Source organism: Xanthomonas sp. NCPPB 3570 (assembly GCF_056725115.1).
In genome coordinates this window covers 2596005-2617382 of record NZ_CM161513.1, presented here as the reverse complement: position 1 = coordinate 2617382, position 21378 = coordinate 2596005, and the positions used below count along the sequence as shown (strand labels likewise).

Sequence of the window (21378 nt, the reverse complement as noted above, 5' to 3'; positions counted from 1 at the left end):
CGGCGGACAGAAAAGACCCGCCAGTCCGAAGCCGAGAGGGGAGGGGAGCAAACGGTCTTCTGATGGACTGGCGGGTCCGTTTCGATTGTCTGGAAAAACGTGTTGCTTTGCAACAATTCCGTTACTCGGCCGGGGTCGGGGCCTCGCTGCGCTTGCGGCTGGCGCGCTTGGGCGCGGCCGCACGCTTGGCCGGCGCGACCTTGGCGACCACCGGGCCGGCAGGTCGGCGTGCCGGTGCTGCGCGCTTTGCGGCGCCCGCGGGCGACGCGGCGGTCTTCCTGGCGGCCTTCTTCGCCGCCGGCGCCTTGCCCGCCGCCGGCGTTGCACGGCCGCCGCGCAGATGCCGCAGTTCGCCATTGAGCGCGTCCACGCGTTCGATCAGCGCGCCCAGGTCTTCGCGGCTGGGCACTTCCAGGCGGCGCAGGGCACGCTGCACGCGGTCCTCGAACACCTTCTCCAGGCGGTCCCAGGTGTCGGCGGCGCGCTCGCGGGCCTGGCCGACGCGGTTCTCCACCGCATCGCGCACCGCGTCGACGCCGCCGCCGGCCAGCTTGCGCGTGCTTTGCTCGAGGTTCAGCCCTTCCTTCACCAGGGTCTCGAACAGCTTGCCGCCTTCGGCCTGCGCACGGCCGAACGCGCCGACTCCGGCCAGCCAGACCTGCTGCGCCGATTCGCCCAGGCGCTTGGACAGCTTCTCCGCCTGCGCCTGCAGGGTGTCGTCGGCAGCGGCGGTGCTGCGCTTCTTGCGCGCGGATTTCTTCAGAGTGGCCATGACGGTGCGGTTCCTTCGGCGGGTGAGTGGCGGGATTCGAGACTCGGGACTGTGACTAGAGTAATCACACCAGCGCGCGCAGGACGTGCGCGGGGAGCGATGGCGACGGCGGCCGGCGCTGCACGCTACGCCTCCGGCGAACGCCGGGTACGGCGCTTGGCGCGGCGGTTGGCGATGACCTGGTCGACATCGTCCAGCGCACGCCGCAGGCGCGCGGTGGTCTCGGTCATGCGCCGCGGCTGCACGTCCACGCCATCGAGGAAGGTGCGCTTGCGGTCGTTGAGGATGTCGTGGCGCAGCGCGATGCCGTGCGCGGCCAGCAGCGGCTCCAGCGTTTGCGCGTTGCGGCGCAGGTCCGACAGGGTGTTGCGGTAGGCGAGCTGGCAGACGCGGTGGCGCGCGGCGTAGCTGAAGAGATTGGTAAAGAACAGCTCGCCGTTGTCGGCGTTGGGCTCGAACACCAGTTGGTCCACCTGCGGATACTGCCGCGCGTATTTCTCCAGCCCCACCTGCATGCGCGACTGCAGCAGGGTGCGGAAGGTCTGCGACAGCACCGCCGGCAGGCCACCGGCGAGCAGCCGTGCGCGGTCGACGTGGCCATTGCGTCGCGGCGCGTGGGTGGCGTCGTAGGGCACCAGCGGGTTGATCCCGATCATCAGGTCGATACCGCGCTCCAGCAGGGTGGAGGCATGCATGGTGCGGCGCAGCGCGCCGTCCACGTAATGGTGGCCGTCGATCTGCACTGGCGGGTACAGCCCCGGCAGTGCCGCGCTGGCCTGGATCGCCAGCGAGATCGGCACGTGGTCCATGCCCGGCTCGCCGAAGCGCACCGTGCGGCCACTGTCCAGGTCCACCGCGACCACGAACAGATTGGTGCCCAGTTCGCGGAAATCGTTGCTGCGGCCGCGGCGGCTGAACACGTCCTGCAGGAAGCGCTCGACCCCGGCGTTGTCGAACAGGCCGCTCGGCACCAGCCCGCCGAAGCGGGTGATCAGGTCCGACCAGCGGGTCTTGCGCGGTTCGGTGAGCAGGTCGTGCCACCAGCCGTAGGCCAGCCGCGGCAGCGTTGCGGCGCGGCGCAGGTATTCGTAGACGTTGGGCCGCAGGAAGTCTTCCGGGCGGAAGTGCGCATCGTCGCTGTTGCCGGTGACGAAGATCCGGCAGATCTCGGCGCTGCTGACCCGGTTGGCCAGCCCGGCGGTGAGGAAGGCGCCGGAGCTGACCCCGACGTAGCAATCCAGGCGGGTCAGGTCCAGTCCGTCCAGCGCCTCGTCCAGGGCGCGCAGCGCGCCGAGGCCGTACATGCCGCCGATCGGGCCGCCGCCGGCGATGGCCAGGCCGATGCGGCCGTTGGAATGGGGACGGGGCGAGGCGCTGTGGAGGGAAAGCATGCGCGGTCCGCAGGAGGCAGTGGCGCGAGTGTAGCCGAGCGCCGTGACGCTTGCGGTCGTGCCGGGCTGCGACCATCATCGGCGGCCATGGCGCGCAGCACTCCCGTCCTGGAACGACTCGGCCGCCGCCTGGCGTGGCACCAGGCGCTGCACGACCCCGTGCGCGAACCGCGCAATGCGCTACGCTGGCTGCAGGAACTGCGGCGCTGGCAATCGGAGCGGCTGGAGCGCAGCTTCGAGCATTTCCTGGAGGACCCGCAGCGGCGTCCGGCGGCGATGTTCTTCCTGACCGACGTCTATGGCGACCGCGATTTCAGCCGCCGTGATGCCGATATCGTCAAGGTGTTGCCGATGATGCAGCGGCTGATGCCGGCGTCGCTGCTGGACACCGTGGCCGACGGCATCGAACTGGGCGCGCTCACGCATGCCCTGGATCTGCGCATGGCCGAGGCGTTGCAGGGCCTGGCACCGCGGCGCAAGCGCCTGGACGAAGCGTTGTATGCCGAAGCCTATCGGCAGACCGGGCTCCCCCGGCTGCGCCAGCGCCAGATCGACCTGATCGCGCGCGTCGGCCTGGGCCTGGCCAAGGCGGTGCATACCCCGGGCGTGCGCATGCTGCTGCGCTTCGCCCGCGGCCCGGCCAAGGCGGCGGGGCTGTCGGAACTGCAGGGATTCCTGGAGCGGGGTTTCGACGCGTTCTCCAAGCTGGGCGACGCCGAGGGGTTCATCGGCGATATCGAGACCACCGAGCGCGCCGTGTCGAAACGATTGTTCGCGGGCGATCCGGATCCGTTCGCGTTGGAGTGAGTCAGCGGCCGGACCCTCACCCCAACCCCTCTCCCGGTGGGAGAGGGGCTTTGGCTTCTCCCTTCTCCCACCGGGAGAAGGTGCCCCGAAGGGGCGGATGAGGGTACGAGCGAAGCCTCGTGCAGCTCGACTGCGTCAACACTTGATACCGCACCCTCACCCCAACCCCTCTCCCGGTGGGAGAGGGGCTTTGGCCTCTCCCTTCTCCCCTCGGGAGAAGGTGCCCCGAAGGGGCGGATGAGGGTACGGGCGAAGCCTCGTGCAACTATTGCGTCGGCGCTTGACGCCGTACCCTCACCCCAACCCCTCTCCCGGTGGGAGAGGGGCTTTAGCCGTTCCTTCTCCCCTCGGGAGAAGGTGCCCCGAAGGGGCGGATGAGGGTACGAGCGCAGCCTCGTGCAGCTTGATTGCGTCAGCGCTCGACACCGCACCCTCACCCCAACCCCTGTCCCGAGGGGAGAGGGGCTCGATACACTGATCAGCCCAGCTTTTCCGACAGCACGCGGCGAATCTCGCTTTCCACCGTGCCCTTCATCGCCGACAGCAGGAAGCCCAATTCAGCGGTCACGTGCACCTGCTTGGGCAGCAGTTCGATGCGGCCGTCCACGCCCGAGCGAGAGAACAGCAAGGAATCGCCATCCCAGTGCGATTCCAGGTCGAAGCGCTCGGCCAGTTTCTTGGCGGCGGTTTCGATGGCCTTGCGCGCCTGCGCGGGGGTCTTGTCGTGGTCGTGGCGGATGTCGATGCTGGGCATGCTGGCTCCTGTGCGGGCGGGTGCCCGCGTGAACGATCAGGCATTGTGCGTATGCGCGGTGCATTGTCCAGCACGCGCGCTTCTGCGCGCGCAGGCAACCTGCTAGGCTGCCCGCCGTGCACGATCTGCTAGTCCATTTCAGCAACCGCCAACATCCCGACCGGCCCCTGCGCGCGGGCGTGCATCGCATCGTGCGGCTGGCCTCCGGCCAGGTCAGTGTGGTCGACGACACCCAGGGCGCATTGCTTCTGGCGCAGTTCTGCCTGGACCGGCGCGGTCTGTGGCTGCAGGTCGCCAACGGCAGCCGCGGCATTCACGTCAACGGCCGCCCGGTGCGGCGCATGGCGCTGCTGCGCGCTGGCGACGCGGTCTATGCCGACGGCGTCGAAATGGTGGTGCAGGGCAAGTGCGAGCCGCTGCAGCGCCTGCCCGAGGTCAGCGACGCCGAGCACGACGATCCGCGCCTGGTCCTGCGCGGCGTCGGCGGCCCGCACCACGGCCGCAGCTTCACCGTGGACCGCGTACGCAGCGTCGGCCGCCTGCGCGAGTGCGACATCCGCATCGACGATCCGGCCTGCGCCGAGCAGCACGCGCGCCTGGAACGTCATGGCGAGCGGGTGCTGCTGCGCGGCTTCGGCGAGGCGCAGACCCAGGTCAACGGCGTGGCCGTGCGCAGCTGCTGGCTGCAGCCCGGCGACCAGGTGGTGTTCGATGCCCAGCACCGCTTCGTGCTGGAAGTCCCGCAGGTCGTCGGTGCCGAGCCGCTGCGCGACGACCCCGCCTTGGCCGCGCTGGCGCTGACCCCGGCGGTGGCGCCACGCCCGGCCACCGCGCGGCGCTGGCCGTGGCTGTTGCTCAGCGCCTTGTTGCTGGCCGCCGCGCTCAGCGGCCTGCTGTGGTTCGGCGCGCGCTGAGCGCCCGCCAGCCGCGCCAGCCCAGCAGCACCGCCAGGATCGCCGCGTACAGCAGCGGTTCGCGGATGTCCGACTTCACCAGCCACCAGAAGTGCAGCACGGCGAGCACGCCGATCGCGTAGATCGCCTTGTGCAGCTTGCCCCAGTTGCGCTTGAGCCGGCGCATCCAGCCCTGTGTCGAGGTGATCGCCAGCGGCACCAGCAGCAGCCACGCCAGGAAACCCACGGTGATGTACGGGCGTTTGACGATCTCCTCGAAGATCTGCGTCCAGTAGCCGCGCAGGTCCAGCCCCAGGTAGGCCGCCAGATGCACGGTCGCGTAGACGAACGCGTACAGCCCGAGCATGCGCCGGAAGCGCAGCAGCACCGATTGCCCGGTCAGTTGCCGCAGCGGGGTGATGGCCAGGGTCAACAGCAGCAGCCGCAGCGCCCACAACCCGGTGCGATGCTCGACCTCGGCCACCGGATCGGCGCCCAACGCATCGCTGCCGGTCTGCCACACCTGCCAGAACTGCCAGCCCAGGTACGCCATCGGCGCCAGCGCCAGCGCATGCACCACCGCCTTGGCGGCGATCACTGAAGCGGAGGTCTTAGCCATGCAGTCTCAAACCAATGCGCACCAATGCTGCCAGAGAGGACGCGCAAACCCGCCGCGCGCAGCGACTGCTCCGCGAATCCCCAATCCCGAATCTCCAATCCCGGCTCAATACCATTTCTTCAGATCCATCCCCGCATACAGCGACGCCACCTGGTCGGCATAGCCGTTGAACGGGCGGGTGGGGATGCGCTCGGCGAACAGCTTGCTGGCTTTGCCGGCGATACGCCGCTCGGTCTTCTGGCTCCAGCGCGGGTGGTCCACCGCCGGATTGACGTTGGAGAAGAAGCCGTACTCGGAGGGCTGCAGCTCGTGCCAGGCGGTTTCCGGCATGCGCTCGACGAAGCGGATCTCGACGATCGACTTGATGCTCTTGAAGCCGTACTTCCACGGCACCACCAGCCGCAGCGGCGCGCCGTTCTGCTGCGGCAGCGGCTTGCCGTACAGGCCGGTAGCGAGCAGGGTCAGCGGGTGCATGGCCTCGTCGATGCGCAGGCCTTCCTTGTACGGCCAGTCGATCGAGCTGTAGCGGACCCCGGGCATCTGCTGCGGATCGGCCAGGGTGGTGAAGGCGACGTACTTGGCCTTGGAGGTCGGCGCGAAGCGCTTGAGCACATCGCCAAGCGGCACCCCCAGCCACGGGATCACCATCGACCAGCCTTCCACGCAGCGCAGGCGGTAGATGCGCTCCTCGGGCGTGTGGCCCTTGAGCAGGTCGTCCAGGCTCAGCGTGCCGGGCTTTTCGCATTCGCCGGACACCTTCACCGACCACGGCGAGGTGCGCAGGGTCTTGGCCGCCTTCGACGGATCGGTCTTGTCGGTGCCGAATTCATAGAAGTTGTTGTAGCTGGTCACGTCCTCGTAGCGGGTCAGCTCTTCGTTGGTGCGGAACCCGCTGCGCGCCTGCTCCTGCGTCACCACGGTCTTCGGCGGGGCCGGCGGCTCGGCGTCGGCGCAGCCGACCAGGCCGGCCACCGGGGTCAGCGCCAGGGCCTGCAGCAGACGCCGCCGGTCGCGGTAGACCGCCTCGTCGGTGATCTCGCGGCTTGGAACGGTGAGGGCATCGCGCAACGACATGGCGGACTCCTGGAGCGAAGGGGGCGAGCAGTGGCGGGGACTTCACCACAGACTACGCATACGCAGGGCGAATGGATGCAAATGCAACCTAAATTGCCCGGGCCGCAAGCTGTTGCGCTGCGGCATACTAGGGGTCCTGTCCGATAGGTGCTCCATGACGCGCGCGTTCAATTTCAGTGCCGGCCCCGCTGCCTTGCCGGAATCGGTCCTGCGCCAGGCGCAGGCGGAGATGTTGGAGTGGAACGGCGTGGGCGCCTCGATCGTGGAGCTGAGCCACCGCGGCGCCGAGTTCATGGAGGTGGCGGCACAGGCCGACGCCGACCTGCGGCGGCTGATCGGCATTCCCGACGACTACGCGGTGCTGTTCCTGGCCGGTGGCGCCACCACCCAGCAGGCGCTGCTGGCGCTGAACTTCGCCGCGCCCGGGCAGACCGTGGACTACGTGGTGACCGGGCACTGGGGCAAGACCGCGATCAAGCAGGTCGGGCCCTACGTCGACGTGCACGTGGCCGCCAGCAGCGAGGCCGACGGCTTCCGCGACATCCCGCCGCGCGCGGCCTGGCAGTTGCGCGAGGATGCCGCCTACGTGCACATCACCGCCAACGAGACCATCCACGGCGTGGAGTTCCGCGACACGCCCGACGTCGGCGACGTGCCGCTGTTCGCCGACTTCAGCTCCAGCATCGCCTCCGAGCCGATCGACGTCTCCAAGTACGCGCTGATCTATGCCGGCGCGCAGAAAAACCTCGGCCCGGTCGGCGTCACCGTGGTGATCATCCGCCGCGACCTGCTCGAACGCGCCGGCCAGCCGCGCGCGGACATCTTCGACTACCGCTCGCACGTGGCGCGCGACTCCATGCTCAACACCCCGCCGACCTGGAACTGGTACCTGGCCGGGCTGGTGTTCAAGTGGATGCTGGCCGAGGGCGGCGTGGAGGCGTTCGCCGCGCGCAACCAGGCCAAGTCGGCGCTGGTGTATTCGGCGATCGACGCCTCCGGTGGCTTCTATCGCAACGAAGTCGCGGCGGCGGTGCGCTCGCGGATGAATATCCCGTTCTTCCTGCCGGACGAGACCCTCACCACGCGCTTCGTCGCCGAGTCCAAGGCGGCCGGATTGCTGGCGCTGAAGGGCCACAAGGCAGTCGGCGGCATCCGCGCGTCGCTGTACAACGCCATGCCGCTGGCCGGCGCGCAGGCACTGGTTGCGTTCATGCGCGACTTCCAGCAGCGCCACGGCTGAGTCGCCGATTTTTGTAGGAGCGGCTTCAGCCGCGACCGGATCGCTGCGGCGATCCGGACCACCGAGGAACCCCCGATCCATGGCCGCAAAGCCGAAGAAATCTCCCGCCGCCGGCGCCAAGCCGGCCAAGCCCGCGAAACCCGCCGCCACGCCGGCCCTGGCCGACGTGCGCGCCAAGATCGACGAGATCGACCGCAATATCCAGGCGCTGATCGCCGAGCGCGCGCAGTTCGCGCACCAGGTCGGCAAGGCCAAGGGCAAGCTCGCCGCGGCGGTGGACTATTACCGCCCCGAGCGCGAGGCGCAGGTGCTGCGCATGGTGGTCGACCGCAACCAGGGGCCGCTCAGCGACGAAGTGCTGGTGCACGTATTCCGCGAAATCATGTCCGCGTGCCTGGCGCAGCAGGAGCCGCTGAAGATCGGTTACCTGGGGCCGGAAGGCACCTTCAGCCAGCAGGCGGTGCTCAAGCACTTCGGTCGCTCGGCGGTGGGCCTGCCGATGGCCACCATCGAGGAAGTGTTCCAGGAAGTGGAAAGCGGCAACGCCGACTTCGGCGTGGTGCCGGTGGAGAACTCGGGGCAGGGCACGATCCAGGTCACCCTGGACATGTTCCTGACCTCCAACCTGAAGATCTGCGGCGAGACCGAGCTGCGCGTGCACCAGTTCCTGCTCTCGCGCAGCGGGCGGCTCGACGCGATCGAGAGGATCTATGCGCATCCGCAGTCGTTCGCGCAGACCGCCGGCTGGCTGCGCGCGAACCTGCCCAAGGTGGAGAAGATTCCGGTCTCCAGCAACGCCGAGGGCGCGCGCCGGGCGCGCAATGCCGACGATGCGGCGGCGATCGGTGGGGAGAGCGCGGCGCATGTGTATGCGCTTAAGAAGGTCATCATGAAGTCGATCGAGGACGACGCGGACAACACCACGCGCTTCCTGGTGATCGGGCGGCAGATCTTCCCGCCGTCGGGGCACGATCGCACGTCGGTGCTGGTGTTCATCCACGACAAGCCGGGTGCGCTGTTCGATGTGCTCAGTCCGTTCGCGCGGCATGGGATCAGCATGAACCGGATCGAGTCGCGGCCGTCGCATCAGGCGAAATGGGAATATGGGTTCTTCATCGATCTGGCGGGGCATGTGAAGGATGAGGCGATGAAGTTGGCGTTGGCGGAGTTGAAGGCGCATTCGGCGCAGATCAAGGTGTTGGGGTCGTACCCGGTGGCGGTGCCTTGAGTTGGTTGCGCGGTTGTGTCGGCCCTGTCGTCGCGGGCTGCTTTGGTTACGAGGAGATGTGCATCTGTTGTAGGAGCGGCTTCAGCCGCGACGGGGCGTTCTCGGGGAAATGAACTCTTTTTTCAACAGCAACAGCTTTGACTGCAACAGCTAACCGCAACAGCTTTCGCGCTGACGCGCGAGTTACTTTTCTTTGCTTGTGCAAAGAAAAGTAACCAAAAGAAAGCACACCCGGGCGGGCTGCCCCGCGCTGCGCGCGGGGTCCGCGGTCACGTCGGGAATTTTCGGAAGGCACATCCATGTGCCTGCCGAAAACGACGCGCATCCTGCGCGTCGCCCCTCACGGGGTTTTACCCGCCGTGTCCGCCAGCCCTCACGGGGGATTGAGAGCAATAGCAAAAGCCGGGACAACGGCAAAAGCAGGAACACCAGCACCAGCAACAGCGTTGGCGGTGTCGGTGGTGGACTGGGTTTAGGCGTCGTCGCGGTAGCGCAAGCACGCGGTAGCGGCACCAGTGTCGCTGGGTGGCGATGGATATTCGGGTGGTTGGACTTTCAGGAACGATGATGAGCAACGAGCAAGGCTGGATCGCAACGCGCGGCACTGCGCTGCAGGGCACGCTGACGGTGCCGGGGGACAAGTCGGTGTCGCACCGGGCGGTGATGTTCGCGGCGTTGGCCGATGGGACGTCGCGGATCGAGGGGTTTCTCGAGGGCGAGGACACGCGTTCGACGGCGGCGATCTTCGCGCGGCTCGGGGTGCGGATCGAGACGCCGTCGCCGTCGCAGCGCATCGTGCATGGCGTGGGCGTGGATGGGCTGCAGGCGCCGCAGGGTGAGCTGGATTGCGGCAATGCCGGCACCGGCATGCGCCTGCTTGCAGGACTGCTCGCGGCGCAGCCATTCGACAGCGTGCTGGTCGGCGATGCGTCGCTGTCCAAGCGGCCGATGCGGCGGGTGACCGAGCCGCTGGCGCTGATGGGCGCGCGCATCGACACCGAGGCCAATGGCGTGCCGCCGCTGCGCATCCACGGCGGGCAGCCGCTGCGCGGCATCGACTTCGTCTCGCCGGTGGCCAGTGCCCAGGTCAAGTCGGCGGTGCTGCTGGCCGGCCTGTATGCCGAGGGCGTCACCTCGGTGCAGGAGCCGCATCCGACCCGCGACTACACCGAGCGCATGTTGTCCGCGTTCGGCGTGGAGATCGAGTTCGCGCCCGGCCAGGCGCGGCTGCGCGGCGGTCAGCGCCTGCGCGCCACCGACATCGCGGTGCCGGCGGACTTCTCCTCGGCTGCCTTCTTCATCGTCGCCGCCAGCATCATTCCCGGCTCGGACATCACCCTGAAGGCGGTCGGACTCAATCCGCGCCGCACTGGCCTGCTCGCCGCGTTGCGGCTGATGGGCGCGGACATCGTCGAGCACAACCACAGCGAGCACGGCGGCGAGCCGGTGGCCGATCTGCGGGTGCGCTACGCGCCGCTGCGCGGTGCACGGATTCCGGAGGACGTGGTGCCGGACATGATCGACGAGTTCCCGGCGCTGTTCGTGGCCGCCGCCGCCGCCGACGGCCAGACCGTGGTCAGCGGCGCGGCGGAGCTGCGGGTCAAGGAGTCGGACCGCCTGGCGGCGATGGCCACCGGGCTGCGCAGCCTGGGCATCGTCGTCGACGAAACCCCGGATGGCGCCACCATCCACGGCGGCACGCTGGGCGCCGGGACCATCGAGAGCCACGGCGACCATCGCATCGCCATGGCCTTCGCCATTGCCGGGCAATTGGCGCAGGGCGAGGTGCGGATCCAGGACGTCGCAAACGTGGCGACCTCGTTCCCGGGTTTCGATAGCCTGGCGCGCGGCGCTGGATTCGGGTTACGCACCGCCTGAGCGAGCAAACAACATCGGCCGCGTACGAGCGCGGCCGGTGGAAGAAAGAAGTACGTCGGGAAGTCGGGAATCAGTGCGTGGGCTGTGGACGCGGCGGATCCTTGGCAGGCGTGGATGACGAGGCTTGGTAGTCACTGCCGTCGTCGTCGCGATCCAGCGCCAGCCACCAGCCGGCGACGGCCAGCGCCAGGGCGATCACCACCATCCACGCCCAGGGCGAGCCGCGGTCGGCGCGCGCATGCTGCTCCCCGCGGTCAGCCGGCCGCGCGGAAGAACGCTTCCACGCATGGATCGGCTGTGTCGACTTGTAGGGGGTGGGCATGGCGGCAACTCCGGTGCCGTGGGTGCGGCGCCAGTGTCGCCCAGGACCCGTACCTGCAGTGTCACCCCCATGTGAACGCCGCCGGCGCAACCGGGCGGCGGTTCAGTTATTCGGTTACGGTCCTGGCTTGAAGTCGAATGGGATCTCGATGCTGGCCGGCACCGCGCGGCCGTTCTGCTGCGCCGGGCGGAACTTCCAGCGGCGCACGGTTTCCATCGCCGCGCGGTCCAGGTCGCGCGAGCCGCTGCGCCTCACCAGGGCCACGCCGGCAGGCGCGCCGCTGGCATCGACCTCGACCCGCACCACCACGGTGCCGGCATCGCCGCGGCGCAGCGCCGCCGGCGGATAGCGCGGCGGTGGGGTCTGTCCTTCCAGCGGCACCGGGCGGTCGCCCGGGGCCAGCGCGGTGGCCGTGCTGCCGGCGCCATCGCTGCCTGCGGCAGGAGCCGGTGCTTCGGTGGTCGGCGGCGGGGTCGGCGCGGTCTCCACCAGCTTCGGTGCGTCCCCGGCGGGCGCCGCCTTGGCCTGCGGCATGCTGCTGGCGGCGCTGCCGGCGGGCAGAGGCTCGGGCAGCGGCTTCACCTGTTCGGTGTCCTGCTGCACCTGCTGCGCCGGCTGCGGCTTGTAGAAATCGTTGTCCTTGCGTCCGACCAGCCACACCACCAGGAACAGCAGCAGGCCGGCGACGAAGGCGATGCCGACGATCGCGAGCAGGCGCCGCGGCAGATGCAGCACGATGCCGGGCTTGGAAGACGAGGGCGACGTGGACATGAGGCTCACCGTGGGGAACCGCCCGATTCTGGCATAGCCGCGGTGAATCGCGCGCCGCGGCGGGCGCGGGTCGGCAAAACCGCGGCGGACAGGCGATAATCCGGGGTTCGTTCCCCTGGCACCCCGCGCCCATGCTCGATCCCGCTCTGCTTCGCCAACAGCCCGCCGACCTCGCCGAGCGCCTGCGCACCAGCCGCGGCTATGCGCTCGACGTGGCCGCCCTGGAGGCCCTGGAGGCCGACCGCAAGCGCATCCAGGTGCGGACCCAGGAACTGCAGAGCCTACGCAACAGCCGCTCCAAGGCGATCGGCCAGGCCAAGGCCAAGGGCGAGGACGCGAGCGCGCTGATGGCCGAAGTGGCCGGCTTCGGCGACGAGCTGAAGGCCTCCGAGCAGCGCCTGGACGAGATCCGCGCGCAACTGGAGACGCTGGCGCTGGAGATTCCCAACCTGCCGCAGGCCGACGTGCCCGTGGGCAAGGACGAAGCCGACAACGTCGAACTGCAGCGCTGGGGCAGCCCGCGCAGCTTCGAGTTCGAGGTCAAGGACCACGTCGAACTCGGCGCGCGCCACGGCTGGCTGGACGGCGAGTCGGCGGCCAAGCTGTCGGGCGCGCGCTTCACCGTGCTGCGCGGGCCGATCGCGCGCCTGCACCGCGCCCTGGCGCAGTTCATGCTGGACCTGCACACCGGCCCGCACGCCTACCAGGAAACCAACGTGCCGGTGATCGTCAACGCCGACAGCCTGTACGGCACCGGCCAGTTGCCGAAGTTCGAGGAAGACATGTTCGCCACCGCGCTGGGCGAACAGAAGCGCTACCTGATCTCCACCTCGGAGATCTCGCTGACCAACCTGGTGCGCGACGAGATCGTCGAGGCCGAGCGCCTGCCGCTGCGCATGACCGCGCACTCGCTGTGCTTCCGCTCCGAGGCCGGCAGCGGCGGCCGCGACACCCGCGGCATGATCCGCCAGCACCAGTTCGAGAAGGTGGAACTGGTCAGCGTGTGCCGCCCGGAAGATAGCGCCGCCGAACACGAGCGCATGACCCGCTGCGCCGAAGTGGTGCTGGAAACGCTGGGCCTGCCGTACCGCAAGATGCTGCTGTGCACCGGCGACATGGGCTTCTCCGCCAGCAAGACCTACGACCTGGAAGTCTGGCTGCCCTCGCAGCAGACCTATCGCGAGATCTCCTCCTGCTCCAACTGCGGCGATTTCCAGGCGCGGCGCATGCAGGCGCGCTGGCGCAACCCGGCCACCGGCAAGCCCGAACTGCTGCACACGCTCAACGGCTCCGGCACCGCGGTCGGCCGCGCCATGATCGCGGTGATGGAGAACTACCAGAACGCCGACGGCTCGATCACCGTGCCCGACGCGCTGCGCCCGTACATGGGCGGGGCCGAGCGGATCGGCTGATTGCCGCCAGCCCGGGGCGTTGGTCCCGGGCGATCCTAGCGTTGTCGTGGTTGCGGCGACGCGTCTTGCGCGACTGCGTGTTGCAGGCGAGCTGCCGCGATGCAGTCGGCTCCCGACTGCGTCCTCATGTCCTCGACTGGGCCCGGGCAGGGCAGGGCATCCGCAGGTATTCCTTGCTGCCGCACCCGCCGCACCCGCCGCACCCGCCGCACTCGCCGCACTCGCCGCAAACGGCGTTCCGCGTGCGCCAAACGCCCTGATCCGTCACTTTGCGCTAGCCCGGTCAGGGTTACGATGCGCGCGTCTACCTCCGTGCCTGAGCCACCGAGCGAGCGCGACCGGCGTCCTGCAGCGCAAATCGTTGTAGGAGTAGAATGAATCGGATCCGATTGTCCCCATCGTTCTAAATATCGAAAGAACATGCACGACCTCAACGATCTGTACTACTTCGCCATGGTGGTCGACCACGGCGGCTTCGCCGCCGCCGAACGCGCCCTGGGCATCCCCAAGTCGCGCCTGAGCCGCCGCATCAGCCAGCTGGAGAGCGATCTGGGCGTGCGTCTGCTGCAGCGCTCCACGCGCCGTTTCGCCGTCACCGACCTGGGCATGAGCGTGCATCGCCACGCCCAGACCATGCTGGCCGAGGCGCAGGCCGCGCGCGAAGTCGTCGACCGGCTCAGCGCCGAGCCGCGCGGGCTGGTGCGGGTCAGCGTGCCGGTGTCGCTGGCGCAGATGCAGCTGCCCAAGCTGCTGCCGATGTTCCTCGACCAGTACCCCAAGGTGCGGCTGCAGTTGAACATCAGCAACCGCCGCGTCGACATCATCAACGAAGGCTACGACGTCGCCCTGCGCGTGCGCTCGCGCCTGGACGACGACGGCAGCCTGGTGATGCGCAGCTTCGGCCAGGTGCAGGAACTGCTGGTCGCCAGCCCCAAGTACCTGGACCGCGCCGGCCGCCCCAAGGATCCCGAGGAACTGACCTCGCACGTCACCCTCAGCATCAGCGAGGACGAGGCGCGGCAGCGCTGGGAACTGCACGGCCCGGCCGGCGAAGTGCGCCGCGTCGACCTGCAGCCGCGCGTGGCCGGCTTCGATTTCCCGCTGCTGCAGTCGATGGTCAAGGACGGCTTCGGCATCACCCTGCTGCCCGAGACCGTCTGCGCCGAAGCCGTGCGCAACGGCGAACTGGAAGTGGTGCTGCCGGAATGGTCGCTGCCGCAGGGCATCTGCCATGCCGTGTTCGCCTCGCGCCGCGGCCTGCTGCCGGCGGTGCGCGTGTTCATCGACTTCCTCGCCGAACACCTGCCGCGCCAGATCGAAGCCTCGCGTCTGGACTGCGGCGGCAACTGCCCCGAGCGCACCAAGGCGCGGCACTCGACCCTGGGCGCGATGGCGGTCGAGGCGGGTTGATCGCGACGCCGGCCGAGCAGGTCGGTCGAGCAAAACCGACGCGGGCGTGCGAAAATGCGCGCCTGTGCCGGTGGTTGTTGGTTACCGCCGCGTTCGCAAACGGAGAGATGGCCGAGCGGTTTAAGGCACCGGTCTTGAAAACAGTTGTAACTAGAATTTGGAAGCGTGGCAGAGCGGTTGAATGCACCGGTCTTGAAAACCGGCGATGGGCGACCATCCGTGAGTTCGAATCTCACCGCTTCCGCCAATAAAAACAAGCACTTAGCGCATTTTTGAAAACGCGCAAGGGCTTGTAAGGGCGACGGAGAAGGCTCCCAACTTGGGGGCCTTCTTTGTTTCAGGGCAAACGCGCCCCGTAAGCACACCGTAACTGATCGTGGAGCGAAGGCATGGTTCATGCGGCCGCCTCCTAGGCCAAGCTCGGCAAGGTCAGTACCATAGCTAGAGCAGTCAACAGAAAATCGAGAATTGATGAACGAGCAGGAACCGTCGCGGAAGGATGTACTTATGTCACTAGATCAAATCGTCAACGGCGATTGCCTTGAGCTGCTGCGATCCCTGCCCAGCGAGTCGGTCGATCTCGTCGTTTCCTCACCGCCTTACAACATCGGCAAAGAGTACGAAGCGAAGCGGGAGCTGGAGCACTATCTAGACGATCAGCGAGCTGTGCTGAGAGAGTGTCATCGCGTGCTGAAACCCACAGGCTCGATCTTTTGGCAGGTGGGCTCCTTCTCGCACAAGGGCACGCTCGTGCCGCTGGACGTGAAGTTCTTTCCCATCCTCGAAGACCTAGGGATGCTACCGCGTAACCGCATCGTGTGGGTTCGTCAGCATGGTCTTCATGCCAAGAAAAAATTCTCAGGAAGGCATGAGACTATTCTATGGTTCACTAAAGGCGAAGAGTTTTTCTTCGACCTCGACGCCATACGTGTGCCACAGAAGTGGCAGAACAAGAAGTCTCACCGTGGTGACAACAAGGGCGAACTGTCCTGCAACCCAGAAGGTAAGAATCCCGGTGACGTGTGGGTCTTCCAGAACGTGAAGCATAACCACGAGGAACAGACCATCCACCCTGCGCAGTTCCCAGAGGGGTTGATTGCTCGCATCGTTCTCGCAACGACGCCAGAAGGCGGTGTGGTGCTAGATCCTTACATGGGCACCGGAACCACAGCCGTGGTCGCACGAGATCACGGCAGGCACTACGTCGGCGCAGAGCTAGACGCGGGTTACCACGCTGTTGCATTGCGCCGACTTATCGGCCTGCCCGACGAGCGAGGCTACTTCCCAAACCTCAAGACGCTGCGGGCCTATGTGGCCCGGACGGGTGAGTCCATCGAGAAATTCCGCTTCGATGTCCAAGTTGGCAAGGTGGCCTCTGACGGCAGCAAAGCGAAGATATACCCCGAGGAATACCATGCTGAGCAACTGACGGAGCGCCTGCAATACGAAGCTGACGCTTTCGAAGCCAAGATCGCAGGAAGACCAATCCCCGAGGCGAAGGATCTCAACGGAAAATCGACTAAGCCATTGCGCGAGGTGCTGTCTCCTGCACCGCTTCCGTTGTTCGATGAACGATAAAAAAGGCACCTACGGGTGCCTTTTTTATCACTCTACGTGATGGTTGCACGCCCACTTCTTGGTGCAGGGGCGCTGATATTGAACGTTCTCGACACCTGCTGCACAACCGTACGAGAGGTTCTATTAGCGGCGTACTGCGTCCATATAGCTTGGGTCTGACTAGGCGCGTTAGCGCCGAGAGCGACGAGTCTCACTGGAACTTTGAACGCATTCAGACCCACCAATTGGTCTAAGTGGCTCTTCGCTTGTTCGTAGTAAAGCGTGCTTTGGGATGCAGGAAAAACCTTGGCTTTGGTCACCACGATAAGCAGGCCCGTAGGCTGCTGATGAAATACGGTCTGCGCGTTATGAAACATCTCAGAGCGCAGAACGTTATTGATGACAAATGGGTAGTTTGAAAACTGAACTTCCACAAGGATGCCATTCTTGGCGAAATCAATGTCCTTGCCCATCACATTGAACGGCGGAAGAATTGGAACTTTGGCCCGCCATTGCAACGGAACCAATCCGTCCAGGATGGCTTGGTTTGTTCCAATCGGATCAAAGATAGGCGAGCCTTGAATTCCAGCCTCGTCAGAGGCTTTCAGATGCAATGGCATTGCCATCAGAACCTGCTCCAGTTCTGCCCACTCCTGCTGATATGTGGTTGCAATTAGCTGCCCTGCACCGTTGTAGTCCTGAAACCCGATCAGCATCCATTTCCCCCTCTTGTTGTCTACAAGAGGATGATAATTGAGGGGGTTGTCACACGCCAGAGCTTACGAAGTGCTTATGTCAATAGGCTACAGTTTAGCTGTGCATAGAAGGTGTAAGCCTTTGGCGGACAAGCCCGAATAACTCCGTGTTTGCTGTTCCTTGCCCGCTGGCATGCGCGCCGCTACAGGCCGCGTGCCATGCTCGCCAGTACCCTAGCGGCGGCAGTGTGGTGATCGTCGCCCCAGCCGCCCGCAGCGCTCGCGCAGCCGCACAAACGACAAGCCCCCGCAGGTCATGGGCACCGGCAGGGGCTTGAAGGCAGCGTCAGACAGGTAAGAGTGGCCCCATCCCGCTGCTGCACCCGATCGATTAACGAGGGTCGGTGTGCTTGACCTCGGCCCGGCCTTCTTAACCCGTGCACCGCCTACCACTGACGACGATCAGGGCGGAAGGCAGCGTTGCTCGGTCTCATCGCAGCAAGCCCCAACCGGCAGTCCCGGCGCGTGCGGTGTCGTCATCGATCCAGTTCAGCAGGCAGTGCCGCACCACAGGGCCATCAACGGGGCACATGCGACCGTCAGCAATGGCAGTGCTGAGCATGTCACTGACCCAGCCCCGCATTTCGTCGCTGGCACCTTGCGAGCGCTCCAAGTGCTTGAGGCGGGCGAGCATGCCTTTGGCGCTGCTGATGCTCATGTGGTTAGTCCTGAGACTCGCGCAATGCCGCGCCCAGCTTGACCGCCCGGAGCAGGTTCAGCGCGTCGCTAGTCTCGCGGGCTGCATGCGCCTCAATACGACGCTGTTGAATCTGCCGAAGTTCGTCGGGCGTGATGCCGTACTTGACCGGGCGGTTTTCGTGGTCGAGGTTGTCGTTCTTCATTGCAGGGTTCCTTTCATCGGGCCGATTGCTTGAAGCAGTTGCGCGGCCTGATAGCGCACTGCCGGGTCGTCGCACTTCAAAATCGCCTCATAGCAGGCATTGACGATCAGCTTGAGATCGGCTTGCCCCTGTGGCGTGTTAATCGGGCGTTCGATCTTTGGCCGCGCCCAGCCGCACTGCGGAATGCTGTCGGTGTCGAAAATGCTCATTGTTTCTTTTCCTCCAGCGCGATAAGGCGCGCTTCCAGTTCATCAACGGCGCGGATGCCTGCGACCGACTGGATGCAGTCGATCAGCATCTTTCCGGTTTCTGGATCAATCGCGCCTTCTGCAACCGATGCGAGCACCTGATTGGCCTGCTCGTGCAGCGGCGCATCCGGGGTCAGTTCAAACGTCACCTTTTCAGCGCGGGCACGGAGCGGAGGCGACAGACGTTGCAGCACCATGTTCGCGGCTTGCATGTCGCCTTGCAGTGCGGCGTCCATAACCACGCGAGCGACCGCGCTGCCTTCCTTCGCAAACTCGTCAGCGATGACATTCTTTCGGTTGCGTGACCCTGCGGGCCTGCCCCGAGGATTGCCGGACTGGCCGGGTGACCAGCCTCGCTGACCTGCCGACGAAGCGTTGGCTTCTTGATGCGCTTTCAGCCATTCCGGCGTTTCGGTTTCCGCCATGTTTGATTACCTCGACATCCTGTTGATTACAGGGATTTACAGGCCGTCGCCAAACTTGAGCGCGGCAAGCGCCTTGCTGTTGCCTTCACGAAGTGCGGTGACGCGCCCCCAATCACTGCCCATCGCTTTCTCAACCTGCCCCATCACAAGCGGGCCGACTTTTTCAACGTGAGCCTTGGCACTGCGAAGGGCGGTAAGACGGCCAACAACCTCGGGATGCTGAATCTCGTGGAGCTTGCGCGTGTAGTGCGCAACCTCGGCATCCATCAACCCCGAAAGATACCCCGGCCCTCCAAGAATCGCCGTCAGCGAGGTCAAATCCTTGCGAGCCAGTGCCTCCTCCAAGAACTTCTGGCGCTCCTCCGTCGGCATAGCGCGGACGTGATTCCGAATCTCGGTGTTCAGCGTGCCCATGCCTGCCTTCTGTTGCAGGGGGCCGGTCAGCATCTCGTCCATCGACTTGATCTGCTGATCGAGGGTCTTGGACAACTTGTCGAACTTCGACAGCAGGCGCTGCTGTTGCTTGTAGGCGGCATCGGATACGGCAATCACCGCCTGCTCCGGCGTCCATGCCTGATTGCGGCTGGCGTGGTCGCGCGCATCGTGAATCTTGCCCAGCGTGAGATAGGCATCGTCGAGCGTTTCCATCACGGGGCTGAGATACGGCGCGCTGTCGTCGCTGTAGCCGTCAAGCTGGCGAACATTCTCCGAATGGAGGCTGGGGGTTACTCGTGCATCAATTGGCGTGGGCATGTGCAAACTCCTTGATAAAAGGCGCGTAACTGGTACGCATTGCTTACATGCTGGGAAATATCAGCGAAGTTCCGCAAGGAATAATTATTTAATACAAAGGCTTACAGTTCCAGAACAAACAAAGAACAGGTAATTCAGCGTTATTCGTTCGGCATCACTGGCGCTGTCGGGTGCATCCAAAAAGTCGTTGCCGAGTCTCGGAGATGCGTCTTAGCGTTGCCCCATCTACAACCCGCACAGGAGCAACGACATGGAAGCCAAGACCTACACGAAACGCGAGAACGCCCGCCGCGCTGGTGTTGCCGCAGGGGTGCCCGCCGAACTGGTAGAGATCACCGTGCATAAAAACGGCGACGAAGTACGCTTCGGCTGGAAGGCGATGGAAGCACCTGCAACCGCTGCGGAGGCTGCGCCCGTGGTCCCCACAGGCAAGCCGAAGAAGGCAGCAGCCCCAAAGGTGGAGCGTGTCGAGCAGAACGGCGTGAAGCGTCCAAAGGATGGCGGGCTGTGCGCTGCCGTCTGGGTATGGCTGGACGCGAACCCCACGGCCACGATCAAGGACGCGAAGGCGGCAGCGCCGGGGAACGGTTGGAACGAGAACAACGTGGCGTGCGAGTTCTACGCTTGGCGCAAGTTCAACGGGATCAGCAGGCGGACCGCCGACAACGCGCCCGCGCATGCGTAAGGAAACCCCGTAAGGTGGGGGCCATGGTGGTCGGTGGGGCACCTGTGCCCACATTCCCCACCTTGGCCCCACGCTACGGACATTCCCCACATTACGTAGTTTCTGCATACAGATTTTTCGGGCGGCAGTACCAAATCCCTCCAACGTTCTGCTTGTCCATGTAGCTGCCGCTGTGTTCGTTCCACCAGCGTTCAGAGACAACATTTGCGGACGCCGCTGCTTGCTTCACTTGGCTGATCGGCTGCCACGGCGTTGCAGGCGTGGTCAAGAAATGCGCCTTCAGCCACATGCCAAAAGCCGCCTCGTACTTGCTGACGGGGCCACGCGCATTGCCCACCATGCTTTGCGGAGTCAGCGCGCCATCCAGCTCTTCCCAGTTCGGGCGGGTTGCGCTGATGGTCTTGCCGTTGCGTGGGTCAGTCGCAATATCGACTTTCACCGTGCTGAACTTCCACGCGCCGCCGGGATGCTCTGGCAGATTGACTTTGACCTGCACCATTGCCTTGGCGTGGGGGCCATCATCGTCGCGACTAATGATTGCGATCAGGCTCCGGCACGTCTGGGCAAAGGCGGCAGAACCCAGAACCCGATGCAGCATTGAGCGCGTCGTATCCTTGGCGAAGTGCGTCACGCAGACGATTGCGATGTTGTGCTCCTGCGCGAGCACCAGCCACGGCTCAAGGACGGTACGGAGTTGCCCCGCGTCGTTCAGATCAACCTTGCGCAACTTCTGCCCGGGTAGGTAGCTCGTCACGGGGTCAATGACGAGCATGGCGAATGGAAACCCTTCATCCCTCGCGGCTGCCAGCCAGCGCCTAATCTCGCCAAGGTCATCTTGCATCGAGAAGGTGTTGCGCTTCCCTTGCTGCGTCACGCCTTGAATCTCGATGACGTGATTTAGGTTGCCGCCGCACGCCACCAGACGCGGCGCAGTCATTTCCTCGATGCTGTCTTCGCTGCCGAGCCATAGGACGCGGCCCGGCTGGCGCGGTTCATACTCGCCCGGCCACGGCGCCCCTGTGGTGACCCTCGCGGTAACGTCCGCCAGTACCGTCGATTTACCCGCGCCGGTCTCGCCTGCAAGAAGCGTGACGTACCCCTTCGGAATCCATCCAGTCCATAGCCAGTCGATGGCACGCATCTGCACGGTGCCGAGCGTGCGCCCGACAAGTGCGCGAGGACCGCTCGCGCTGTCTTCGATGCCCAAGCCCTTTTTGAGCATGTCGCGCTTGAGCTTCACCTCCTCTTGCTTGAGCTTCGTTTCCTCGACCTTGTTCGACTCGCGCGCGAAATCGGCCAGCCCCTTCACACGCTCGGCCTCTGCCTGAGCGTGCGCTACCTCGGGGGTGAGATGCGGGTTGCGCTCCGCGGCTTGCTGCAACCATGCAGGCGGCTGTGCGGGCGCTGGGGCCGAGATCGGCACCCCGCCAATGCTACCCCCTTGGCCCGGTGGCAGCGTCGCCCCCGCAGCGTTTTGCAGTAGCAGCATTTCATCTTGTATGACCTGCGGCGGCTGTCCTACAGTGTGTTCGTTCATCACGG

Annotated in this window: 23 protein-coding genes and 1 tRNA gene; 10 read left to right on the top strand and 14 right to left on the bottom strand. The window is 65.7% G+C overall.

The features are described from left to right. Nucleotides 1–121 precede the first annotated feature (121 nt). Together AC1PLR_RS11420 and AC1PLR_RS11415 are read right to left on the bottom strand one after the other, a co-directional pair. Nucleotides 122–772 carry a phasin family protein gene (locus AC1PLR_RS11420; RefSeq protein ID WP_481101053.1) on the bottom strand — a complete coding sequence of 217 codons (651 nt, stop codon included), beginning with the start codon at nucleotides 770–772 and terminating at the stop codon, nucleotides 122–124. A 125-nt stretch (nucleotides 773–897) separates the two neighbouring features. Then, nucleotides 898–2163 (bottom strand): patatin-like phospholipase family protein, encoded by a 1266-nt coding sequence (locus AC1PLR_RS11415; protein ID WP_010342559.1) that lies wholly within the window; start codon nucleotides 2161–2163, stop codon nucleotides 898–900. Nucleotides 2164–2250: 87 nt separating this feature from the next. On the opposite strand from AC1PLR_RS11415, the gene AC1PLR_RS11410 reads away from it, so the two are divergent. Continuing rightward, on the top strand, nucleotides 2251–2970 hold the full coding sequence (locus tag AC1PLR_RS11410) for a DUF8198 family protein (RefSeq protein ID WP_371181896.1): 720 nt from the start codon (nucleotides 2251–2253) through the stop codon (nucleotides 2968–2970). 478 nt (nucleotides 2971–3448) lie between these two features. Here AC1PLR_RS11410 and AC1PLR_RS11405 read toward each other — a convergent pair whose 3' ends face one another. Next, entirely contained in the window at nucleotides 3449–3724 is a 276-nt protein-coding gene (locus AC1PLR_RS11405; RefSeq protein ID WP_481101052.1) for a polyhydroxyalkanoic acid system family protein, read from the bottom strand. A gap of 116 nt (nucleotides 3725–3840) precedes the next feature. On the opposite strand from AC1PLR_RS11405, the gene AC1PLR_RS11400 reads away from it, so the two are divergent. Continuing rightward, nucleotides 3841–4638 carry an FHA domain-containing protein gene (locus AC1PLR_RS11400; RefSeq protein ID WP_481101051.1) on the top strand — a complete coding sequence of 266 codons (798 nt, stop codon included), beginning with the start codon at nucleotides 3841–3843 and terminating at the stop codon, nucleotides 4636–4638. On the opposite strand, the gene msrQ is transcribed toward AC1PLR_RS11400, so the two are convergent. Beyond that, complete coding sequence (gene msrQ, locus AC1PLR_RS11395; RefSeq protein WP_371181900.1) at nucleotides 4607–5236, bottom strand: protein-methionine-sulfoxide reductase heme-binding subunit MsrQ; 630 nt, start codon at nucleotides 5234–5236, stop codon at nucleotides 4607–4609. The genes AC1PLR_RS11400 and msrQ overlap by 32 nt on opposite strands. Nucleotides 5237–5341: 105 nt before the next feature. Next, nucleotides 5342–6310, bottom strand: a complete 969-nt coding sequence (gene msrP, locus AC1PLR_RS11390; RefSeq protein ID WP_481101050.1) for a protein-methionine-sulfoxide reductase catalytic subunit MsrP — start codon at nucleotides 6308–6310, stop codon at nucleotides 5342–5344. Nucleotides 6311–6464: 154 nt separating this feature from the next. On the opposite strand from msrP, the gene serC reads away from it, so the two are divergent. The 3 genes from serC (at nucleotide 6465) to aroA (ending at nucleotide 10656) form a co-directional block, all read left to right on the top strand. Continuing rightward, nucleotides 6465–7550, top strand: a complete 1086-nt coding sequence (gene serC / locus AC1PLR_RS11385; protein ID WP_481101049.1) for a 3-phosphoserine/phosphohydroxythreonine transaminase — start codon at nucleotides 6465–6467, stop codon at nucleotides 7548–7550. 79 nt (nucleotides 7551–7629) lie between these two features. Then, on the top strand, nucleotides 7630–8778 hold the full coding sequence (gene pheA, locus AC1PLR_RS11380) for a prephenate dehydratase (protein WP_481101048.1): 1149 nt from the start codon (nucleotides 7630–7632) through the stop codon (nucleotides 8776–8778). 564 nt (nucleotides 8779–9342) lie between these two features. Further along, nucleotides 9343–10656 carry a 3-phosphoshikimate 1-carboxyvinyltransferase gene (gene aroA / locus AC1PLR_RS11375; RefSeq protein WP_481101047.1) on the top strand — a complete coding sequence of 438 codons (1314 nt, stop codon included), beginning with the start codon at nucleotides 9343–9345 and terminating at the stop codon, nucleotides 10654–10656. A 70-nt stretch (nucleotides 10657–10726) separates the two neighbouring features. Here aroA and AC1PLR_RS11370 read toward each other — a convergent pair whose 3' ends face one another. Together AC1PLR_RS11370 and AC1PLR_RS11365 are read right to left on the bottom strand one after the other, a co-directional pair. Continuing rightward, entirely contained in the window at nucleotides 10727–10978 is a 252-nt protein-coding gene (locus tag AC1PLR_RS11370) for a hypothetical protein (protein ID WP_420009720.1), read from the bottom strand. Between the two features lie 114 nt (nucleotides 10979–11092). Beyond that, nucleotides 11093–11749, bottom strand: a complete 657-nt coding sequence (locus AC1PLR_RS11365) for an energy transducer TonB (RefSeq protein ID WP_481101046.1) — start codon at nucleotides 11747–11749, stop codon at nucleotides 11093–11095. 131 nt (nucleotides 11750–11880) lie between these two features. On the opposite strand from AC1PLR_RS11365, the gene serS reads away from it, so the two are divergent. The 4 genes from serS (at nucleotide 11881) to AC1PLR_RS11345 (ending at nucleotide 16149) form a co-directional block, all read left to right on the top strand. Continuing rightward, nucleotides 11881–13161 (top strand): serine--tRNA ligase, encoded by a 1281-nt coding sequence (gene serS, locus AC1PLR_RS11360; protein WP_481101045.1) that lies wholly within the window; start codon nucleotides 11881–11883, stop codon nucleotides 13159–13161. A 420-nt stretch (nucleotides 13162–13581) separates the two neighbouring features. Continuing rightward, a complete protein-coding gene (locus AC1PLR_RS11355; RefSeq protein ID WP_010342573.1) occupies nucleotides 13582–14571 on the top strand; it encodes a LysR family transcriptional regulator in 990 nt (329 codons plus the stop codon). Between the two features lie 159 nt (nucleotides 14572–14730). Further along, nucleotides 14731–14818: transfer RNA gene (locus AC1PLR_RS11350), tRNA-Ser, on the top strand. A gap of 224 nt (nucleotides 14819–15042) precedes the next feature. Continuing rightward, nucleotides 15043–16149 carry a DNA-methyltransferase gene (locus tag AC1PLR_RS11345; protein WP_481101044.1) on the top strand — a complete coding sequence of 369 codons (1107 nt, stop codon included), beginning with the start codon at nucleotides 15043–15045 and terminating at the stop codon, nucleotides 16147–16149. Nucleotides 16150–16181: 32 nt separating this feature from the next. On the opposite strand, the gene AC1PLR_RS11340 is transcribed toward AC1PLR_RS11345, so the two are convergent. The 6 genes from AC1PLR_RS11340 to AC1PLR_RS11315 all read right to left on the bottom strand — a co-directional run bounded on the left by AC1PLR_RS11340 (nucleotide 16182) and on the right by AC1PLR_RS11315 (nucleotide 19151). Next, nucleotides 16182–16844, bottom strand: coding sequence for a BglII/BstYI family type II restriction endonuclease (locus AC1PLR_RS11340; protein ID WP_481101043.1), 663 nt, complete (start codon nucleotides 16842–16844; stop codon nucleotides 16182–16184). Nucleotides 16845–17313: 469 nt separating this feature from the next. Continuing rightward, nucleotides 17314–17541, bottom strand: coding sequence for a hypothetical protein (locus tag AC1PLR_RS11335; protein WP_481101042.1), 228 nt, complete (start codon nucleotides 17539–17541; stop codon nucleotides 17314–17316). Nucleotides 17542–17545: 4 nt separating this feature from the next. Continuing rightward, nucleotides 17546–17725: a hypothetical protein gene (locus AC1PLR_RS11330; RefSeq protein WP_023906213.1), complete on the bottom strand. Its 180-nt coding sequence runs from the start codon at nucleotides 17723–17725 to the stop codon at nucleotides 17546–17548. Next, on the bottom strand, nucleotides 17722–17934 hold the full coding sequence (locus tag AC1PLR_RS11325) for a hypothetical protein (protein WP_481101041.1): 213 nt from the start codon (nucleotides 17932–17934) through the stop codon (nucleotides 17722–17724). The genes AC1PLR_RS11330 and AC1PLR_RS11325 overlap by 4 nt, the downstream gene beginning before the upstream one ends. Beyond that, nucleotides 17931–18398, bottom strand: a complete 468-nt coding sequence (locus AC1PLR_RS11320; protein ID WP_481101040.1) for a DUF5681 domain-containing protein — start codon at nucleotides 18396–18398, stop codon at nucleotides 17931–17933. The genes AC1PLR_RS11325 and AC1PLR_RS11320 overlap by 4 nt, the downstream gene beginning before the upstream one ends. A gap of 36 nt (nucleotides 18399–18434) precedes the next feature. Further along, nucleotides 18435–19151, bottom strand: coding sequence for a hypothetical protein (locus AC1PLR_RS11315; RefSeq protein ID WP_481101039.1), 717 nt, complete (start codon nucleotides 19149–19151; stop codon nucleotides 18435–18437). 250 nt (nucleotides 19152–19401) lie between these two features. Here AC1PLR_RS11315 and AC1PLR_RS11310 point away from each other — a divergent pair, with 250 nt between their 5' ends. Next, nucleotides 19402–19836, top strand: a complete 435-nt coding sequence (locus tag AC1PLR_RS11310; RefSeq protein WP_481101038.1) for a hypothetical protein — start codon at nucleotides 19402–19404, stop codon at nucleotides 19834–19836. A gap of 91 nt (nucleotides 19837–19927) precedes the next feature. On the opposite strand, the gene AC1PLR_RS11305 is transcribed toward AC1PLR_RS11310, so the two are convergent. After that, entirely contained in the window at nucleotides 19928–21373 is a 1446-nt protein-coding gene (locus AC1PLR_RS11305) for an AAA family ATPase (protein ID WP_481101037.1), read from the bottom strand. Nucleotides 21374–21378 lie beyond the last annotated feature (5 nt).

Coding starts and splice junctions, on each gene's coding strand:
- AC1PLR_RS11305 (WP_481101037.1), bottom strand. CDS start 21,373: ATGAACGAACACACTGTAGGACAGCCGCCGCAGGTCATACAAGATGAA.
- AC1PLR_RS11310 (WP_481101038.1), top strand. CDS start 19,402: ATGGAAGCCAAGACCTACACGAAACGCGAGAACGCCCGCCGCGCTGGT.
- AC1PLR_RS11405 (WP_481101052.1), bottom strand. CDS start 3,724: ATGCCCAGCATCGACATCCGCCACGACCACGACAAGACCCCCGCGCAG.
- serC (WP_481101049.1), top strand. CDS start 6,465: ATGACGCGCGCGTTCAATTTCAGTGCCGGCCCCGCTGCCTTGCCGGAA.
- AC1PLR_RS11340 (WP_481101043.1), bottom strand. CDS start 16,844: ATGCTGATCGGGTTTCAGGACTACAACGGTGCAGGGCAGCTAATTGCA.
- AC1PLR_RS11315 (WP_481101039.1), bottom strand. CDS start 19,151: ATGCCCACGCCAATTGATGCACGAGTAACCCCCAGCCTCCATTCGGAG.
- serS (WP_481101045.1), top strand. CDS start 11,881: ATGCTCGATCCCGCTCTGCTTCGCCAACAGCCCGCCGACCTCGCCGAG.
- pheA (WP_481101048.1), top strand. CDS start 7,630: ATGGCCGCAAAGCCGAAGAAATCTCCCGCCGCCGGCGCCAAGCCGGCC.
- msrP (WP_481101050.1), bottom strand. CDS start 6,310: ATGTCGTTGCGCGATGCCCTCACCGTTCCAAGCCGCGAGATCACCGAC.
- AC1PLR_RS11370 (WP_420009720.1), bottom strand. CDS start 10,978: ATGCCCACCCCCTACAAGTCGACACAGCCGATCCATGCGTGGAAGCGT.
- AC1PLR_RS11355 (WP_010342573.1), top strand. CDS start 13,582: ATGCACGACCTCAACGATCTGTACTACTTCGCCATGGTGGTCGACCAC.
- AC1PLR_RS11330 (WP_023906213.1), bottom strand. CDS start 17,725: ATGAAGAACGACAACCTCGACCACGAAAACCGCCCGGTCAAGTACGGC.
- AC1PLR_RS11415 (WP_010342559.1), bottom strand. CDS start 2,163: ATGCTTTCCCTCCACAGCGCCTCGCCCCGTCCCCATTCCAACGGCCGC.
- AC1PLR_RS11335 (WP_481101042.1), bottom strand. CDS start 17,541: ATGAGCATCAGCAGCGCCAAAGGCATGCTCGCCCGCCTCAAGCACTTG.
- AC1PLR_RS11325 (WP_481101041.1), bottom strand. CDS start 17,934: ATGAGCATTTTCGACACCGACAGCATTCCGCAGTGCGGCTGGGCGCGG.
- aroA (WP_481101047.1), top strand. CDS start 9,343: ATGATGAGCAACGAGCAAGGCTGGATCGCAACGCGCGGCACTGCGCTG.
- AC1PLR_RS11365 (WP_481101046.1), bottom strand. CDS start 11,749: ATGTCCACGTCGCCCTCGTCTTCCAAGCCCGGCATCGTGCTGCATCTG.
- AC1PLR_RS11345 (WP_481101044.1), top strand. CDS start 15,043: ATGAACGAGCAGGAACCGTCGCGGAAGGATGTACTTATGTCACTAGAT.
- AC1PLR_RS11410 (WP_371181896.1), top strand. CDS start 2,251: ATGGCGCGCAGCACTCCCGTCCTGGAACGACTCGGCCGCCGCCTGGCG.
- AC1PLR_RS11420 (WP_481101053.1), bottom strand. CDS start 772: ATGGCCACTCTGAAGAAATCCGCGCGCAAGAAGCGCAGCACCGCCGCT.
- msrQ (WP_371181900.1), bottom strand. CDS start 5,236: ATGGCTAAGACCTCCGCTTCAGTGATCGCCGCCAAGGCGGTGGTGCAT.
- AC1PLR_RS11320 (WP_481101040.1), bottom strand. CDS start 18,398: ATGGCGGAAACCGAAACGCCGGAATGGCTGAAAGCGCATCAAGAAGCC.